General features: G+C 64.7%; 16 protein-coding genes and 1 pseudogene. 11 read left to right on the forward strand and 6 right to left on the reverse strand.

Annotated features, from left to right (window positions below):
• Nucleotides 1-26: 26 nt before the first annotated feature.
• Entirely contained in the window at nt 27-1,112 is a 1,086-nt protein-coding gene (locus AU465_RS13015) for a LacI family DNA-binding transcriptional regulator (RefSeq protein ID WP_192247639.1), read from the reverse strand.
• Between the two features lie 235 nt (nt 1,113-1,347).
• On the opposite strand from AU465_RS13015, the gene AU465_RS13020 reads away from it, so the two are divergent.
• The 4 genes and pseudogenes from AU465_RS13020 to AU465_RS13035 form a co-directional block, all read left to right on the forward strand.
• On the forward strand, nt 1,348-2,142 hold the full coding sequence (locus tag AU465_RS13020) for an ABC transporter substrate-binding protein (RefSeq protein ID WP_312891250.1): 795 nt from the start codon (nt 1,348-1,350) through the stop codon (nt 2,140-2,142).
• A 99-nt stretch (nt 2,143-2,241) separates the two neighbouring features.
• Nucleotides 2,242-3,765, forward strand: coding sequence for an amino acid ABC transporter permease/ATP-binding protein (locus AU465_RS37140; protein ID WP_192247641.1), 1,524 nt, complete (start codon nt 2,242-2,244; stop codon nt 3,763-3,765).
• A 75-nt stretch (nt 3,766-3,840) separates the two neighbouring features.
• Nucleotides 3,841-4,989, forward strand: coding sequence for an NAD(P)/FAD-dependent oxidoreductase (locus tag AU465_RS13030; protein WP_192247643.1), 1,149 nt, complete (start codon nt 3,841-3,843; stop codon nt 4,987-4,989).
• A pseudogene (locus AU465_RS13035) lies at nt 4,959-5,599 on the forward strand (hypothetical protein); the annotation flags it as partial. The gene AU465_RS13030 and the pseudogene AU465_RS13035, both read left to right, overlap by 31 nt.
• 41 nt (nt 5,600-5,640) lie before the next feature.
• Here AU465_RS13035 and AU465_RS13040 read toward each other — a convergent pair.
• On the reverse strand, nt 5,641-6,432 hold the full coding sequence (locus tag AU465_RS13040) for a DUF7847 domain-containing protein (protein WP_192247645.1): 792 nt from the start codon (nt 6,430-6,432) through the stop codon (nt 5,641-5,643).
• Between the two features lie 148 nt (nt 6,433-6,580).
• Between AU465_RS13040 and AU465_RS13045 the strand changes: the two genes are divergently transcribed.
• Genes AU465_RS13045 through AU465_RS13070 form a run of 6 tightly spaced genes read left to right on the forward strand, consistent with a single transcriptional unit; the run spans nt 6,581 to nt 12,534 of the window.
• Nucleotides 6,581-7,213 carry a DUF4129 domain-containing protein gene (locus AU465_RS13045; RefSeq protein WP_192247647.1) on the forward strand — a complete coding sequence of 211 codons (633 nt, stop codon included), beginning with the start codon at nt 6,581-6,583 and terminating at the stop codon, nt 7,211-7,213.
• Nucleotides 7,210-8,424: a DUF4350 domain-containing protein gene (locus AU465_RS13050; protein WP_192247650.1), complete on the forward strand. Its 1,215-nt coding sequence runs from the start codon at nt 7,210-7,212 to the stop codon at nt 8,422-8,424. Before AU465_RS13045 ends, AU465_RS13050 begins: the two co-directional genes overlap by 4 nt.
• Nucleotides 8,411-9,367, forward strand: coding sequence for an AAA family ATPase (locus tag AU465_RS13055; protein ID WP_192247653.1), 957 nt, complete (start codon nt 8,411-8,413; stop codon nt 9,365-9,367). Before AU465_RS13050 ends, AU465_RS13055 begins: the two co-directional genes overlap by 14 nt.
• Complete coding sequence (locus AU465_RS13060) at nt 9,364-10,668, forward strand: DUF58 domain-containing protein (protein WP_192247656.1); 1,305 nt, start codon at nt 9,364-9,366, stop codon at nt 10,666-10,668. Before AU465_RS13055 ends, AU465_RS13060 begins: the two co-directional genes overlap by 4 nt.
• Nucleotides 10,665-11,684, forward strand: coding sequence for a stage II sporulation protein M (locus AU465_RS13065; RefSeq protein WP_192247661.1), 1,020 nt, complete (start codon nt 10,665-10,667; stop codon nt 11,682-11,684). The genes AU465_RS13060 and AU465_RS13065 overlap by 4 nt, the downstream gene beginning before the upstream one ends.
• On the forward strand, nt 11,671-12,534 hold the full coding sequence (locus AU465_RS13070) for an RDD family protein (protein ID WP_192247664.1): 864 nt from the start codon (nt 11,671-11,673) through the stop codon (nt 12,532-12,534). Before AU465_RS13065 ends, AU465_RS13070 begins: the two co-directional genes overlap by 14 nt.
• Nucleotides 12,535-12,555: 21 nt before the next feature.
• On the opposite strand, the gene AU465_RS13075 is transcribed toward AU465_RS13070, so the two are convergent.
• Nucleotides 12,556-12,942 (reverse strand): hypothetical protein, encoded by a 387-nt coding sequence (locus tag AU465_RS13075; protein WP_192247667.1) that lies wholly within the window; start codon nt 12,940-12,942, stop codon nt 12,556-12,558.
• Nucleotides 12,943-12,975: 33 nt separating this feature from the next.
• Nucleotides 12,976-13,662, reverse strand: coding sequence for a D-lyxose/D-mannose family sugar isomerase (locus AU465_RS13080; protein ID WP_192247670.1), 687 nt, complete (start codon nt 13,660-13,662; stop codon nt 12,976-12,978).
• Between the two features lie 207 nt (nt 13,663-13,869).
• On the opposite strand from AU465_RS13080, the gene AU465_RS13085 reads away from it, so the two are divergent.
• Nucleotides 13,870-14,928, forward strand: a complete 1,059-nt coding sequence (locus tag AU465_RS13085; RefSeq protein WP_192247673.1) for a D-TA family PLP-dependent enzyme — start codon at nt 13,870-13,872, stop codon at nt 14,926-14,928.
• 3 nt (nt 14,929-14,931) lie between these two features.
• Here AU465_RS13085 and AU465_RS13090 read toward each other — a convergent pair whose 3' ends face one another.
• Both AU465_RS13090 and AU465_RS13095 read right to left on the reverse strand, forming a co-directional pair.
• The gene (locus AU465_RS13090) at nt 14,932-15,690 is read right to left on the reverse strand and encodes a heme ABC transporter permease (RefSeq protein ID WP_192247676.1); all 759 of its coding nucleotides are present in this window, start codon (nt 15,688-15,690) and stop codon (nt 14,932-14,934) included.
• A 59-nt stretch (nt 15,691-15,749) separates the two neighbouring features.
• Nucleotides 15,750-17,519 (reverse strand): glucan ABC transporter ATP-binding protein/ permease, encoded by a 1,770-nt coding sequence (locus AU465_RS13095; RefSeq protein ID WP_192247679.1) that lies wholly within the window; start codon nt 17,517-17,519, stop codon nt 15,750-15,752.
• Nucleotides 17,520-17,630 lie beyond the last annotated feature (111 nt).

Consider the following 17,630-nt stretch of genomic DNA (forward strand, 5'->3'; position numbering starts at 1 on the left):
GTCTCGGCATGTTGCGCCCAATCTGGTTAAGATCGGTTGAGGCCCTGCCCGATTGCCGCCGGCGACCGGGCGACCGACATCCGCTCGATGATCGTCGTCGGCAGCACGATCCTTTCAGGCGGCCGGTCATCGCCTTTCAGGCGCCGTATCAGCAGCTCCGCCACGGATTTTCCGAGCGCATAGACCGGCTGGTCGATGACGGTGATGGGCGGCGTCGTCACGCTCGTCCAGTCGGCGTCGTGGAAGGTGATCAGCGATATGTCCCGCGGAATGCCAAGGCCGCATTCGCGGATCGCCTTGAACAGATCGAGCGCCACGACGCTGTCGGAGGCCAGGATCGCCGTCGGCCTATCGGCGCTCCGAAGCAGTTGCAGGAGCACGGCGTGCGCGCTCTCCGACCGCCCGCTGCCGAAATGGATGTTGCGCTCCGCTCCATCGATGCCGGCTTCGCGGCAGGCATCGAGGAAGCCCAGGATGCGCTCGCGCACGGTGGAGGTGTTTATCATCGACGCGGCGCCGCGAAAATCTCCGGACAGCACCGCGGCGGTGACGTAGGCGATCCTGCGGTGCCCGGCTTGCGTCAACATGCGCGTGGCGCGCAGCGCGGCATTGCGGTCATCGACCGTTACCGTGTCGACGTCGAGCTCCGGCAGCGCGCGGTCGAGCAGCGCCAACGGGCAGGCGATCTCCTTGAGATGGGCGATATCTCCAGACTGGGCGGGAGTCACGATCAGGCCGTCGACCTGCTTTGCCATCAGAACGCGGATCGCGCTCTTCTCCGCTTCGACCTCCTCGCCTGAATTGGCCAGGATGACGTTGATGCCTGACAGGCGCGCGACGTCGCTGATGCCGCGCACCGCGAGCGAGAAGAACGGGTTCTCGATGTCGCCGACGATGACGCCGATGCTGCCTGAACGACCGGTCGTCATGCTGCGCGCCAGCTCGTTCGGCCGATAGTCGAGCGCCTTCGCTGCTTCGAGCACCGCGGCGCGCACCGTCTTGCTCACCCGGCCGTAACCGCCCAGCACGCGCGCGGCGGTTGCCTTTGAAACCTTTGCTTCGCGGGCGACGTCGCTGACGGTGATGGAGGGAGCCTTGGGCGCGCGCTTCATTGTGGAAAAATCGCTTTTCAAATTCGTTGACGGATGGTCGTTCCCGTGCCTACAAATGTCAAGAGACCGGTCTCATTCACATTTGAGACCGGTCTCATAAGAAAAAGAACGCCCAGTGGCGTCGGATTCGAGGCCGTATCGAAATTGTTCGCTGCGTCCCCCGCACGGACCGATCTTCAGAGTGGAGAACAACCATGAGCATCAGAGGTCTTTTCACATCGAGCCGCGGCAGCGCATCGGCTCTTTCGTCTTCGCGGTCGCGCTTGTCGCCCTGTCGCTGCCCAAAGCCTGGGCGGCGGACAATCCATATAACCTTATCGATCCCACGACGATCAGCGTCGGCACGATGGGCGACGCCAAGCCCTATGCCTTTACCACGGCCGACGGCAAGTTCACCGGCTTCGATCTCGAATTCTTCCTGAACGTGGTGGGCCGGATGGGCTTCAAGCCGGACCAGGTGACCTTCACCGGGCAGGAATTCTCGGCGCTGATGCCGTCGGTCGCCAACCAGCGCTTCGACGTCGCGGTCGCCGCTATCGGAACGACCGAGCAACGCAAGAAGGCGGTCGATTTCTCCGACGGCTATCTCGCCGGCTATCTGTCGGTGCTGACCTCCGACCCAAAGATCACCTCGCCCGAGGGTCTCGCCGGCAAGCGTCTCGGCGTCGTGCAGGGCACGCTGCAGGAGATCTATGCCACCAAGAACTTCAAGAACACCGACCTGGTGAAATTCCCGGACAACAACTCGGCAATAGCCGCGCTCAACAACGGCACGGTCGACGGTCACTTCCTCGACTACGAGGCGGCAAAACAATATGGCGAGCGCTATCCGGCCCTGAAGATCGCGATCAACATCCCGTCCTTCGATGCTCCCGCGGGCTTCGTCCTGCGCAAGGGCAACGACGCCTTCCGCGAAGCACTCAACAAGGGCATTCACGACGCCATGCAGGACGGCACATGGCGCGACCTCTACCAGAAATGGTTCCCCGGATCGCCGATGCCGGAGCAATATCTGCCCAAGAAGAACTGACCTGCGTAGTGCCGCCGGCGCGAATGCCGGCGGCCCCCAGGCAGGCCGTGAGAGATCGCGCGGGCGGCGGTTGCGCCGCCGGGCAAGGCAGGTTGGCGGATGGATTGGTTAGAAAACCTTCAGCGAAGCTTCTTCGACTGGGACGCGATGGCATCGGTGCTGCCGGCGCTGCTTGCCGTCGGGTTGAAGAACACCCTTATCCTCGCCGCGGCATCGACGGTGCTCGGCATCCTTATCGGCATGGTGCTCGCCGTGATGGGCATCTCGCGCTCCGCGTGGCTGCGCATCCCCGCACGCATCTACACCGACATCTTTCGCGGGCTGCCGGCGATCCTCACCATTCTTCTGATCGGGCAAGGCTTCGCGCGCATCGGCCGCGAGATATTCGGACCCTCGCCCTACCCGCTCGGCATCGTGGCGCTCAGCCTGATTGCCGGCGCCTATATCGGCGAGATTTTTCGCTCCGGCATCCAAAGTGTCGAGAGCGGCCAGATGGAAGCCTGCCGCGCGCTCAGCATGAGCTACGGGCAGGGCATGCGGCTGATCGTGATCCCGCAGGGCGTGCGCCGCGTGCTCCCTGCCCTGGTCAACCAGTTCATCGGCAACGTCAAGGATTCCAGCCTCGTCTACTTCCTCGGCCTGCTGGCCTCGGAGCGCGAGATTTTCCGCATCGGTCAAGACCAGGCGGTGGTGACCGGCAATCTGTCGCCGTTGCTTCTGGCCGGCATGTTCTACCTCATCATCACCGTGCCGCTGACCCATGTGGTCAATCACATCGACAACCGCCTGCGCCTCGGCAAGCAGAAGCCAGGCGGGGTCGTCAGCGGCCTCGTCGAGGTCGGAGAATTGAAGGATACGACGGGCAAGGCCACGCCCACCACGGCACGGCCCGCCATCAAGGCCGGCAGCCTCGAAGTGCGCGATCTCGACATGGCCTATGGCGAGTTGCAGGTGCTGAGAAAGATCCGGCTCAAGGTCGAGCCCGGCACCGTCACCTGCGTCATCGGTCCGTCCGGCTCCGGAAAATCGACGCTGCTGCGCTGCCTCAACCGGCTGGTCGAACCCAAGGCCGGCGACGTGCTGCTCGACGGCGAGAGCATCCTGGCGATCAAACCCGAGACGCTGCGCCGGCGTGTCGGCATGGTGTTCCAGCATTTCAACCTGTTCCCGAACCATACGGCGATCGAGAACGTCATGCTGGCGCTGACCAAGATCAAAGGCATGGCGGGCAGTAAAGCTCGGCGCCTTGCCGAAGCGCGCCTCGCGGAAGTGGGCTTAGCCGCGCGCGCGGACTACCGGCCCAGCCGCCTTTCGGGTGGTCAGCAGCAGCGCGTGGCGATCGCGCGCGCGCTTGCGATGGACCCTGAGGTCATCCTCTTCGACGAGGTGACGAGCGCGCTCGACCCCGAACTCGTCAAGGGCGTCCTCAATCTGATGGCCGATCTCGGCCGGCGCGGCATGACGATGATTGTCGTCACCCATGAGATGGGCTTTGCCCGCAAGGTGGCCGACCAGGTCGCCTTCATGGACGAGGGCCGCATCGTCGAGGTCGGCCCTCCGGCGGAGATCTTCGACAGACCGAAGAGCCCCCGGCTCAAGCAATTCCTCGCCGAGGTGCTGTGAACGATTCTTGTCGCGCCGGCCGGGCTCGGCGCGTCCCCCGAAAACCCAACTGTCCGATTATCGAAAGCTGCATTCATGACTGATAAATCCGCCCTCAAGGTCGTCGTCATCGGCGGCGGCATCTTCGGCGTCTCCACGGCCGTCCATCTCGCCAGGCTTGGCGCGGAAACGACCATCGTTACGGACGGCAGGATCGCCAACGGCGCATCGTCGCGCTCGCTTGCCTGGCTCAATTCGGCGCGAAAGCGCTCGGCAGCGTATCACCGCCTCCGCGTGCAGGGCCTCGAGCGCTACAGAGCATTTGCGGCAAAACACGACTGCGGCACCTGGCTGCGCTTTGATGGCGGGCTCACCTGGGATGCCGACGATGCCGCCAACCAGATCAGGGAAATCTTCCGCCACGAACAGTCGATCGGCTATGAGACGCGACTGCTCGCGCCGGACGACATCGCCGCGGTCACGCCGGGCGTCGACGCAAAGGCCGTTTCGCCTCAAGGCGCCATCTTCAATGCCGGCGAAGGCTGGGTCGACCTGCCGTCGCTCATCGGCCTGCTGCTCAGCGAGTTCCGCGATCGCGGCGGCCGTATTCTCACCGACACCGGCTCCACCGACGTCACGCTCGCCAATGGCCGCGTCAGCGGCGTGAAGACCGCTTCCGGCCAAGTGGTCGATGCCGATGCCGTTGTGGTCGCGACGGGCCCGGCGGTGCCGGGCATGGCGGCGAAGGTCGGCAGGCGTATCGGCGACGGTACGACGCGCGCGCTGCTCGTCTTCAGCAAACCGGTCCCGCATCCGCTGCGCGCCGTGCTGAACACGCCGCGCGTCGCTATCAGGCCCACTCCGAACGGCGCCTTCGCGCTCGACTCCGCGTGGTCCGAAGACGAAGTCATCGTACACGACGACGGTACCTACGAAGCCAAGCCGTCCACGATCGCAGGCCTGCTCGAGGAAGGCTCCAGAGTGCTCGAGGGCAACCCGACGCTTGTCTTGGAGAGCCATCACATGGGGCCGAAGCCAATTCCGGCCGACGGCGAGCCGGTGATCGGACAGTTGACCGGCATTCCCGGCTATCACGTCGTCTTCAGCCACAGCGGCGCGACGCTTGGCCTCGTCGCGGGCGAACTGCTGGCCGGCGAGATCGTCAGCGGCACGCCCAGTCCGTTGCTCGAGCCGTTTCGCCCCTCGCGGTTCGACGCTGGCGCGAAATTGTCGACGAGCCGATGAACGGCGAGCCGGACCTCTATGCGCTGACCGCTGCCTGCAGCACTACGCCAAGGGCGTCGCGCATGCGACATTGCGCGAGTTCGCGGCGGCCGCGCGCGAGCGGGAACGCTTCCACCGGCACATCGAGAGCATTCCGCCTGAGCGCCGCTTCCTCAGCAACCCGACGCGGGCCTCGCTCGCGGTCGGCGCCGCGCTCCTCGATGGCGAACTCGCCTATCACCGGGGCCGGCACGACGAGGCTTACGATCACCTGCGGCGCGCGGTCGAGCTCGACGACAATCTCTCCTACACCGAGCCCTGGGCCTGGATGCATCCGCCGCGCCATGCGCTGGCAGCCCTCCTGCTCGACCAGGGTCACGCAGCGGAGGCCGAGCAGGTCTATCGCGACGATCTGGGCTTGAGCGGCGCCGTGCGGCGCTGCGCCCAGCACCCGGACAATGTCTGGGCGCTGCACGGGCTGGTCGAATGCCTGAAGCGGCGCGGCGAGAGCGACGAACTGCCGGGGTTCCAGAACAAACTCGCCGCAGCGCTTGCCAAGGCGGATGTGCCGATCACCTCGTCCTGCCTATGCCGGACGAGCGTGCGGGCGGGGCATGACTGCTGCCATTGAGGCACGGCCGCCCTCATCCAAGGCAGCGGCCGCGTCATTCGCTACGAGAATATCTCCGCCAGTTCGTCTACGCTGGTGCCTTCCTTGACCTGACGCAGTTCGACATAGCTGACCGCGGTGGCGGTGGACATAACCGTCGACATCACGGCGGAAACCACGGCGCCAATCACGGAGCCGACAATGCCGGCGCCAAAGAGATAGACGAAGGTGCCAAGCAACGCCTGGATGACCATGGCCAATATGAAAAGAATGACGAAAAGGCCGAAGAGCGACCAGCGGTTGCCCTTGGCCAGGGCGCGGCTGCGCGACATCGAGCCGAAAACGCCGCGACGCTCCTGTACCAGAACGGGTATAGATACCGACCAGCCAAGCCACAGAATGATGCCGGGCACCAGCAGCGCCAGGGAGGCGATGCCAGTGCCGAGGGCGACCAAAATTCCGATGCCGACCGTGGGCAAAAGGCACTGAAGGGCAATCTGAACGCTGTCGCCGAAGCCGGGCTTCTTGCCGTTCAGGTCTTCGATTGTTGCCCTGACCAGGGCCGATTGCAGCAGTAGCGACAGAAGGAAATAAACAAGACCGAAGGCAAAGGTGAAGAGCGAATCCCGGATCACCACATTCGGGTCGGCCAGCGCGAGGTTGGACGGATCGACGCCTGCCAGCTTGCTCATCCGAGCTTCATTCCAGAGCTGAAAAAGAAATGTGGGCAGCCCCGAAAAGAGCAGTGCCAACCCGACGCAAAGGCCGATGTTACGCGTAATCACACCGAAAGTGGTGTTGAACACCCTGCCGATCTCGAATCTGCCGGGTTGTCCCAGTGCCGCAGTGGTCATGATATTTTCCCCCTAGTCACCGCGCATCCAATCGGTGACTTCAAAGTAAATTTGCCAAGATTGTCGGGCCACGTCCAGTGCACTTGCAATTGTGTTGGCATATTGCCAGTGTCGGCGCCGAACCGCAGGTTGCAGGGGGAACGCGCGGGTGACAGTCGCACAGCCGGGCACGGCCGATGCCGAATGGCTGGCCAGGATGCACAAGCAGCTGCTGGCGGATGATTCTATCCAGTTTGACCTGCCGGGGCTGGTGCGGCCGGAGCCGCCTGAGTGGCTGAAGCCTTTGCTGGAAGCCCTGGCGAAGATCGGCCCTTACATGATCTATCTGTTCTGGGGCGCGGTGATCATCGGCGTCGCGATCATCGTGTTCCTGCTTGCTCTTGAAGCAAAGGGTGTCGCCTGGCGGCTGCCATGGCGGCGCGCGCGCAAGGAGGACGAGACGAAGGAAGAATGGCGCCCGGATGCCGGTGCGGCGCAGATCCTGCTCTCCGAAGCCGATGCGCTCGCCGCGCGCGGCGAGTACGACGAGGCGGTGCATCTCCTGCTTCGCCGCAGCGTCGCCGACATCGCCACCCGCCTGCCCGATTTCCTGCGCCCCTCGCTGACCGCGCGCGACATCGCCGCCGCGAGTTCCATCCCTTCCCGCCCCCGCACAGCCTTCAGTGAGATCGCGCGCATCGTGGAGGCAGCGCTGTTTGCCCGCCGTCCGGTCGGCGCCGAGGGCTGGCAGCAGGCGCGCACTGCTTATGAGCGCTTCGCCTTCCGGGATGCCTGGGCATGAGCGCGGAGGCAGCCGAGGCAACGCAAGAACCATTCAGCCGCAGGACGTTGTTCTGGGGCATCTTTGCCAGCTTGCTGGCGGCCGCCGGATTCTTTCTCCTCTCGACCTACGCTCCGGATTTCCGCCAGCCCGAAGGCGGCGGCACGCCGCTCTCCAAGGGCGGCACCGGCTATGCCGGGCTTGTCGAGTGGCTGAAACTCACCAACCGGCAGGCGCCGCCCATGGCGCGCGGCGAGAAGGATCTGGAATCCCCTCTGGCGTCCACCTTCCTGTTGATCGTCACCATCGCGCCGGAAAGCGACCCAGCGGCGCTTCAGCGCGTCATCAAGCTGCGCTCGGGCAAGGACACGCTGTTCGTGCTGCCGAAATGGCAGACCATGCCGTTGCTGGGCCATGAAGGCTGGGAGACGAAGGTCGAGCGGTTGCCAAATACCGTCGTCAACGACTGGCTCGGTCGCCTCGCCAAGGCGAAGCTCGGCGAAGGCAAGCCGCCGGTCGATAAGATCGATGTCGAAGGGCGCAAGATCGCCGTGCCCGACGAGCTGCAGTGGGTGGCCGACGCTCACCCGCTGATCGCAGCGGGTGATCGTAAGGCTGTTCTTACCGAGCTCGACAACGAGCCGTTCTACATCCTGACCGATCCCGATCTCATCAACAACGCGGCGCTGAAGGATCCGCAAAAGGCGGCCGCGGCGCTCGACATGATTGCCATGCTGGAGCCCGCCAAGGGCGCGGTGATGTTCGACCTGACACTGCACGGCATCGGCCAGAATTACGATCTCGCCAAGCTCCTGGTCGAGCCGCCCTTCCTGGCGCTGACGCTGTCGGTGCTGACAGCGGCCGCACTTGCCTTCCTGCATGGCCTCGGCCGGTTCGGCCCACCTCGCGCAGAGGGGCGCGCCATCGCCTTCGGCAAGCGGGCGCTGGTCGACACCACGGCGATGCTCTTGAAGCGCGCCGGGCGGATCGAGGGCCTCGGTAATCGCTACGCGGCGCTGATGCGCCAGCGCGCCGCCGCATTGCTTGGCGCTCCGCATGGGCTGCAGGGCGAGGCGCTCGACCGTTGGCTGGATTCCCGCGACAGACAAGAAGCGCAAAGCTTCACCACGCGGTTCAAGGCTGCAAACGATTCCAACACATTGGCCGGAATGCATGAAGCAGCGGAAGAGCTGCATGACTGGACGGCAAGGAGGCTCGGTGAACGTCGATGAAGTGAAGGCCCTGGCAGGCGCGATCAGGGAAGAAGTGGCGAAAGCGATCACCGGTCAACGCGACACGATCGATCTGATGCTGACGGCGCTGTTCGCCGGCGGGCACATATTGCTCGAAGGCCCGCCGGGCACCGCCAAGACCATGACCGCGCGCTGCTTCGCGCAGGCGCTCGGCGTAGCCTATGGGCGTATCCAGTTCACGCCCGACCTGATGCCCGGCGACATCGTCGGCGCCAACATCTACAATTTCCAGACCGGGCAGTTCACGCTGACGCGCGGCCCGATCTTCTGCGACGTCCTGCTGGCCGACGAGATCAACCGCACACCGCCGAAGACGCAGGCAGCCCTTCTGGAAGCCATGCAGGAACACGCGGTCACCTTCGACGGCACCACCCATTCGCTGGGCAAGAACTTCATGGTGGTGGCGACGCAGAACCCGATCGAGCATCAGGGCGTCTATCCACTCCCTGAGGCACAGCTCGATCGTTTCCTGTTCAAGCACCGGGTGAGCTATCCGGACGCGCAGGAAGAGCGCGCCATCATCGTCCACCACGGCGGCGGCTCGGACTCGCACAATATCGAGCAGTACGGCATCAAGGCGCGAACCGGCCGCGCCACACTCGAGGCGGCGCTCGCCACGGTGGGCGACGTCACGCTGGTCGACGACGTCGTCGGCTATATCGCGGCGCTGGTGCGCGGCACGCGCGAGAGCCCGGACCTGGAGGTGGGTGCCAGTCCCCGCGCGGGTGCCATGCTGGCGCGGGCCGCGCGCGCCCGGGCGGCGCTCGACGGCCGCAACTATGTCATCCCCGACGACGTCAAGGCGCTCGCCGTGCCGGCGCTGCGCCACCGCGTCATCCTTTCACCGGCGGCGCAGATCGACGGACGTCTGGTGGAGCAAATCGTTTCCGACCTCGTCGACCAGACGGAAGCGCCGCGTTGATCTATCCAAGCGGCAGAGCGGTCTGGGCAGCAGCGGCGGGGGCGATTCCTGCCTTCCTGATCGCGCTCGCGCTGCCGCATGTCTGGTATCTCGGCCTCTTATGGATTTGCGTGCTGCTCGCCTTCCTGGCGGTCGACGCGGCGGCCGGGCGCGGACGCGCCTCGCTCAGCGCCACGCTGACCGCGCCGCCTCATGTCGGCGTCGGCGGGCGTTTCACGCTTCATGTCGCGGCCGGTCTCGGCGCAAGGACGCGCCGCTTGCAGGCGCGCGTCGGGCACGACCAGCGGCTGGCGCCGGTCAACGGCACGGGCGGCGCGCTGCCCGCGAATGGCGGCACGCTCGACATCGAGTTCGACGCCGTCCGGCGCGGCATCGCCAGCTTCGATCGGCTGTGGCTGCGCTGGCAAGGGCCGTTCGGTCTGATCTGGAACCAGGTCGTGCTGCCGGTGGACCGCAAGGTAGCGGTGCTGCCCGATGTCAGCCGTGCGCGCGACGAGGCGATCACGCTGCTGCAGCGCTCCGCACTTGCCGACGGCCATGCGCAGAAGCGGGCCGGCCAGGGACGCGAGTTCGAGGCGCTGAAGGACTATCAGCCAGGCATGGGCCGGCGCATGATCGACTGGAAGCGCAGCGCCCGCCACGGGAAACTTTTGGCGCGCGAGTTCCGGATCGAAGAGAACAACAACATCGTTTTAGCCATCGACAGCGGCCGCCTGATGTGCGAGCCGGTCGACGGCGTGCCGAAGGTGGACCGCGCGGTGACGGCGGCACTTCTGTCCGCCTTCATCGCGCTGAAGGGCGGCGACCTCGTCAGCCTGTTCTCCTTCGACGCCCGACCGCGCGTCTCCAGCGGCGCCGTGCGCGGCTCGCCGAGCTTCACCATGATCCAGAAGCGGGCGGCCGAGATCGATTACTCGACCGAGGAGACCAATTTCACGCTCGCGCTGACGACGCTTGCCGCGAAGCTCGATCGGCGCTCGCTGGTCATCATCTTCACCGATTTCGTCGACCCGATCAGTGCCGCACTGATGCTGCGCACCGTCGGCCGGCTGACCGAGCGGCATCTGGTGCTGTTCATGCTGATGAAGGACGTCGAACTGGAGACGCTGGCCGACATGGCGCCGGCGACGCCGGAGGATGTGGCCCGCGCGGTGACCGCCGGCGACCTGCTGAAACAGCGGCAAGTGGTGATCGGCAGGCTGAGGCTGCTCGGCGCACATGTCATCGAGGCCGACCACCAGCGGCTCGGCCCGGCGCTGGTCGAGCGCTATATCCAGATCAAGGAGGAAAACCTCTTATGACGCTGCCCGCCGGCACCGATGCGGTCCGCCAGTCGCTGGCAAGCTTCCGCCAGGAGCGAGAGGCCGACTGGAGAGCGTTCGAGGCGCTGCTTGGCCGCGTCGAGAAGCGGGCGCCGCGCGCGCTGTCGGAGGACGAGTTGCTGTCGCTGCCCCTCCTCTATCGCTCGGCGCTGTCCTCGCTCTCGGTGGCGCGCGCGACCTCGCTCGACAGCGCGCTGATCGCCTATCTCGAAGCGCTCTGCCTGCGCGGCTATTTCTATCTCTACGGCGCGCGGCGCTCCTTGAGAACGCGCGTCGGCGACTTCTTCCTGCGCGATTGGCCGGCAGCGATCCGCGACCTCTGGCGCGAAGTCTGGACGTCGGTCGCCCTCACGGTGATCGGCGCCATTGCTGGCTACTGGCTGGTCGCGTCAGACAAGCGCTGGTACGACGCCATCATCGCGCCGAGCCTGGCCGGCGGGCGCAATCCCGATTCCTCGGCCGAGATGTTGCGCAGCGTGCTTTACGGCGATGGCGGCGGCCATTTCCTCTCCGGGTTCGCCGCCTATCTCTTCACGCACAACACACAGGTGTCGATCCTGGCCTTCGCACTCGGCTTCGCCTTCGCGGTGCCGAGCGTGCTGATCATCCTGATGAATGGCTGCATGCTGGGCGCGCTGTTCCAGGTCTATGCCGCCAAGGGGCTCGGCTTCGCACTCGGCGGGTGGCTGTCGATCCACGGCACGACGGAGCTCTTCGCGATCGCGATTGCGGGTGCGGCCGGCATGCGCATCGGCACCAGCATCGCCTTTCCGGGCGAGCTGACCCGCATGGCCGCGGCAGCCCAAGCCGGACGCGTGGCGGCGACCGCCATGGTCGGCGTGCTGGTGATGCTGCTGTTTGCCGGCCTGCTCGAAGGCATCGGCCGGCAGACGATCACCAGCGACGTCGCCCGCTACTCCATCGGCGGCGGCATGCTGACGCTGTGGATCTGCTATTTCTACCTGTTCAGGGTAACGCGACATGGCAACGGCTAGGAACCCGGCCGCGCTCGTGCGTCCACTGATCACGCCGGAGGGCGTGGATCTGCGCGTGAAGCTGGCGGATGCCGGCACGCGGGCTTCCGGATTCCTGCTCGACGTGGTGATCATCGTCGTCGCCGCGGTCGTGGTCAGCCTTGTCGCGATCTTCGGGCTGGGCGGGCTCGGCGCGCAGGAAGCGGAACCGCTCTTCATCGTCTGGATCATCTTCATCTTCCTGCTGCGCAACGTCTATTTCATCGCCTTCGAGGCAGGCCGGCGGGCGGCGACGCCCGGCAAGCGCATGGTTGGCGTCCGGGTCGCCTCGCGCAGCGGCGCCGGTCTCACTCTGGACCAGGTGATCGCGCGCAACCTGATGCGCGAGATCGAGGTTTTCCTGCCGCTGTCGATCCTCGCCGCGCGCGGCGGCGCCGGCGTCGCCGACACGCTGTCGACGATCTTCGGCCTGGTTTGGGCGCTGCTCTTCTCGCTGTTTCCGCTCTTCAACCGCGACCGGTTGCGGATCGGCGACCTGCTCGCCGGCACCTGGGTGGTCGAGGCGCCGAAAGTGGCGCTGCTCGAGGATCTGTCGCTGCGCAAGGATCCGGTCGCGGCCCGCTTCCAGTTCAGCGCCGCGCAGCTCGACGCCTACGGGATCGCCGAACTGCACAAGCTGGAAGAGGTGCTGCGCCGTGACGACTATTTCGCGATGAAGGCGGTGGCGGAAACGATCGGGCGCAAGATCGGCGCCAAGATCGACCCGGTCGATTCAAAAGCCTTCCTCACCGCCTACTACGGCGAGCTACGCGCGCATCTGGAACGCAAGCTGCTGCTCGGGAACCGGAAGGCGGATAAGTACGCGCGATAGGCGCACATTTCTTGCTACAAACTACGACACCAGAAATAAAAACAGGCATATTAAGCTAATGCCCATTATTTGCATAAATCGGACTATCAATGCCTTGCTTTCATTAAATTTTTCTCTTAATCCTTTTTCATGTTCGTTGTATCTTCTATATCCATAGAACATGGCGAATGACATTATGGAAAGAAAAATTCCTCTAATCACATGATCATTTGTAAAGTTATTTTTTCCGTATATAACTATCCATCCGCCAATTCCGTTAATAACCAATGTTGAAACCAAAAATACAGATAGCATCGAAAGGATATATGCCATCTTTAACGTCTTTTGGATGGCGCTTTGTTTATTCATCATTGAACGCCAATTGTCCGCCGGCTGACTCTCGGCAGCCCAACCTCCCGCTGATGCCACAGGCCCGTTTCCAGCTAGCGCAGGGGCCCTCGCCTATCCCACCCACTTCTCGTAATCCGACACCAAGAGGTGCACCGGCGCCACATCCTCCTCGATATTGGAGAAGCGGCCGATCGGCTCGCGGAAGACGTTGTCGGTGAGGTCGTCATTGACGGTCGAGACCTCGCCGATGAGCACGTCCTTGCCCTCGGCCCAGAACGCGTGCCAGACGCCGGGCAGCAGCGTGACGCTCTGGCCTGGATCGAGCTTCAACAGCCCGCCGGCTGGCAATCTGTGGATGGTGCCGTCGACCGGCACCGAGACTTCGGCCTTCGGATCGATGCCGCCATCGCGGTCGTGCATGAACAGTTCCAGCACCAGTTTGCCGCCGCCGCGGTTGATGATGTCCTCGGCCTTGATGTTGTGTCGGTGCATCGGCGACAGCTGGTCCTTGCGCGAGATCATGATTTTTTCGGCATAGAGCATGCCCATGCCGAGCTTCATGTCCTCGTAGCGGCCGTTGCGGACGGTGAATAGGAACAGGCCAAGCTCATCGAACTTCTCCTGGCCGTAATCGGTGATATCCCAGCCGAGACGCGAGCTGAAAATGGCCGAGGAGTCCGCCTTGTGCGCCTTCATCTCTTCCGGGCTCCAATAGGCGAAGGGCGGCATGATGTAGCCGAACGAGCGGATGAAGGCGTCGGCGTCGCGGATGATGTCGTTGATGGTCGAGCGTTTCATGATCCTGTTCCTCCCGGCGCTGCCTGCTGAAATCTGCCCTTCCGCATAGCCCAATGCAGGTCCGCTGTCGACGCAAACTGGCGGTTCTGGCCTCGTGACATCCGGCCGGATCGAGCCCATAAACCCAACCGATCTTTTGATTACGCATGTCTTTGTCCCGAAACCGGTTCCCACTTTCGGGAGACATGCTTTTGAACGGTGATTTTCATGCCAAGCATAGACGACCTCGATACGCCCGCGATCCTTATTGATGCCGCCCGCGCGGAAGCCAATATCGAAAAAGCGCAGGCGCATGCCGACGCGCATGGGCTGAAGCTCAGGCCGCACATCAAGACGCACAAGCTGCCTTACTGGGCAAAGAAGCAGGTCGCGGCCGGCGCCGTCGGCATCACCTGCCAGAAGATCGGCGAGGCCGAGGTGATGGCCGATGCCGGGCTGACCGACATTTTTCTGCCTTACAACATCCTTGGCCGCGCCAAGCTAGAACGGCTGAAGGCGCTGCACGGCCGCGTCACGCTCTCGGTGACGGCGGACAGCCATGAAACGCTGGAAGGACTTGCCGCGACCTTCACCGATACCGGCCACCCGCTGTCCGTATTGGTCGAGTGCGACACCGGCATGGGCCGTTGCGGCGTGCAGAGTCCGGCCGAGGCGGTTGCGCTGGCGAAAGTGATCGACCAGGCCAAGGGCCTCACCTTCGGCGGGCTGATGACCTATCCAGCCGCGGGTCGCGCCGCTGAGGCCGAGGCTTGGCTCAGAAGCGCGCGCGAGACGCTCGCCGCGGACGGGCTTGAATGCGCACGCATCTCCAGCGGCGGCACGCCGGACATGTGGCGTTCGGGCGAGGACAGCGTCGTCACCGAATACCGGCCTGGCACCTACATCTATCTCGACCGCTACCAGGTCGCCAAAGGCGTCGGCACACTCGACGATTGCGCGCTGACGGTGCTCGCCACCGTGGTCAGCCATCCGACGCCGACCCGCGCCATTCTCGACAGCGGCAGCAAGGCGCTTTCGTCCGATACGCTGGGGCTGCCCGATTTCGGCGAGTTGCTCGGCATGCCCGGCGCCCGCGTCACCGACTTGAGCGAAGAACACGGCAACGTCACGCTTTCCGATGGCGCCGGCTTGCGCATCGGCGAGCGCGTGCGCGTCGTGCCCGACCATTGCTGCGTGGTGACGAACTTGTTCGATCAGGTGCATCTGATCGATGGCGACAAGGTGCTGGAAACGCTGCCGGTCGCGGCGCGCGGACGGATGGGGTGACGGCTACTGCCGCTCCGCCTGCCTTGCCGCCACCCTACGCATGGCAATCACCCGGCGGCGGAAGATTTCCGTGCGTATCGCCATCAAGTGCAGCGCGAAGAACAGCACGGTGAAGCCGAGCGCCATGACGGCGAGCGGCCACAGCATCGAGGGATCGATCGTCGGGCCGCCGAGCCGGAAGACGGAGGCCGGCTGGTGCAGCGTGTTCCACCAGTCGACCGAGAATTTGATGATTGGAATGTTGATGAAGCCGACCAGGGTGATGATGGCGGCGGCCCAGGCGGCGCGGCCGGCATCATCCAGCGCGCGCGTCAGCGCGATGATGCCGAGATACATCAGGAAGAGCACGAAGACCGAGGTCAGCCGCGCGTCCCACACCCACCAGGTGCCCCACATCGGCTTGCCCCAAATGGAGCCCGTGATCAGCGCAAGTGCTGTAAAGGTGGCGCCGATCGGGGCGGCCGATTTCAGCGCCACATCGGCCAGCGGATGGCGCCACACCAGCGTGCCGAGCGCCGAGATCGCCATGATCGTGTAGCACATCATGGCGAGCCAGGCGAAAGGCACGTGGATATACATGATGCGCACCGTGATGCCCTGCTGGAAATCCTCCGGCGCGGTGAAGCTCATGTAGAGGCCGACGGCGAGCAGGACCGCGGCAATCGCCGCCAGCCATGGAACGACCCTGTCGGCCAATCCGACGAAGCGTGTCGGATTGGCGAGATCGGTCCAGCCGGCGAGACGTGAGGTGGTGTCGCTCATGCTGCCTTACATAAACCGGCTGTGCATTTGCGGCAATCGAGTGGTGTGTCGCAGGCGCCTTACGCCGCTTCGTTCACCGGGCGGCTGAGGCGGCGGACTTCCTCGTCGTTGAGCAGGCCGCCGGCGCGCAGCAGGCTGGCGAAGCGGCCGTTGCGCAGCGACAGATCGGTGAAGCCGCCGAATTCGACCACCTGGCCCTTGTCCATGAAGACCACCAGATCGGCGTCGCGCACGGTGGTCAGGCGGTGGGCGATGATGAAGGTGGTGCGGTCGCGGCGCAGCTCGTCGATCGCTTCCTTGACCCGGTCCTCGGTCTCGACGTCGAGCGCGCTGGTCGCCTCGTCGAGCACCAGGATCGGTGCATCCTTCAGCACGGCGCGGGCGATGGCGATGCGCTGGCGCTCGCCGCCCGACAGCTGGCCGCCGCGCTCGCCGACGACGGTGTCGTAGCCGCCGCTCTTCGACAGGATGAAGTCCTGCGCTGCGGCAGCGTCCGCGGCGGCGTGGATCTCGTCATTGCTCGCGTCGGCGCGTCCGACACGGATGTTGTCCTCGATCGAGCGATTGAGCAGGCCGGCGTCCTGGAAGACGGTGGCGATCGAATGGCGCAGGGACTTGCGGGTCACCGTGCGGGTGTCGATACCGTCGATCAGGATGCGGCCACTGGCCGGCGTGAAGACGCGCTGCAAGAGGTTGATGAGCGTCGTCTTGCCGGCGCCGGTCGGGCCGACGATGGCGACCGTCTTGCCGGCCGGCACTTCGAACGACACGTCGTCGATGCCGTGGCCGGAGTTGGCGAACTCGAAGCTGACATTCTCGAACCGGACATGGCCGGTGACGTTGGTGAGCTCGCGCAGGCCATCGGGCTCGGCAGCGTCGGCGGCCGAGTCCTCGAGACGGTAGAAGTCCTCGAGCTTGGCGCGTGCCTCGGAGATCTGGTTGGCGAAGGCCGACATCTGGTCGAGGCGGGCGATCAGCAGCGTGGCGAAGCCGGTGAAGGCGATCACGTCGCCGACGCGCAGCTGGCCGTTGGTGACGAGATAGGCGCCGATCAACAGAACGATCATCATCGAGATGGTCGAGGACAGCCGGTGCAGCGCATTGGCGATCGCCCACCAGTCTAGCACAGGGTTCTGCGCGTCGAGCAGGTTCTTGACGTAGCGCCTCAGCGTCGCGGTCTCATGGCCGATGCGGTTGTAGCTCTGCAGCACGGCGACGTTGCTGACGGAGTCGGTCACATGGGCAAACACGGTGTGGTAGTGGCGCTCGACAGCCGCCTGCCCCGCCTTGGTGCGGCGCATGACGAGCCGGCCGATGCCGAGATAGAGCGCGCCGAGCCCGATCAGCACCATCGACATGCGGACGTCCATGGAGAGCGCGGTCGGGATCAGCAGCGCCAGTGCGACGGCTGTCGACAGGTGCTGGCGCATGAATTCGAGCCAGAGGCTGAACAGCGTCTCGACGGCGCGCAGCAGCGTGTGCAGCGAATTGGAGGTGCCGCGCTGGTGATGCCAGGCAAGCGGCATGGTGATGACGCGCTCGAAGGATTCGCAGAGCACTTCCGAGCGGCGGGCATGGGCGAAGCGGTCGGCGCCGCGCGCCACCAGCACAAAGGCGGTAATGTTGAAGACGCCAAGCGCGGCCCAGATAGCGAGCGTGCCGAAAACCGAACCGTGGTTCGAGATGGCATCGATCACCCGGCCGAACAGGATCGGCTCGACGATTGCGACCATGGCGAGCGCCACGTTGGCGCCGCAGATCAGCGCAACGCGCTTCTTGTCAGCCGCCAGATAACCCAGTGCTCGCCAGTAGATTTGCAGAAGTGACACTTCAGCTACTCCGCCAAACTCTTGTTTGTGTTCAATTCCGGAATTGTGCACCGCAGCATTTTTGACACGTACCGGTTAACGCGTCGCAAAACAATGCCCGTCTATCGCTTC

This window comes from Mesorhizobium silamurunense (genome assembly GCF_014843905.1).
Classification (GTDB): domain Bacteria; phylum Pseudomonadota; class Alphaproteobacteria; order Rhizobiales; family Rhizobiaceae; genus Mesorhizobium; species Mesorhizobium silamurunense.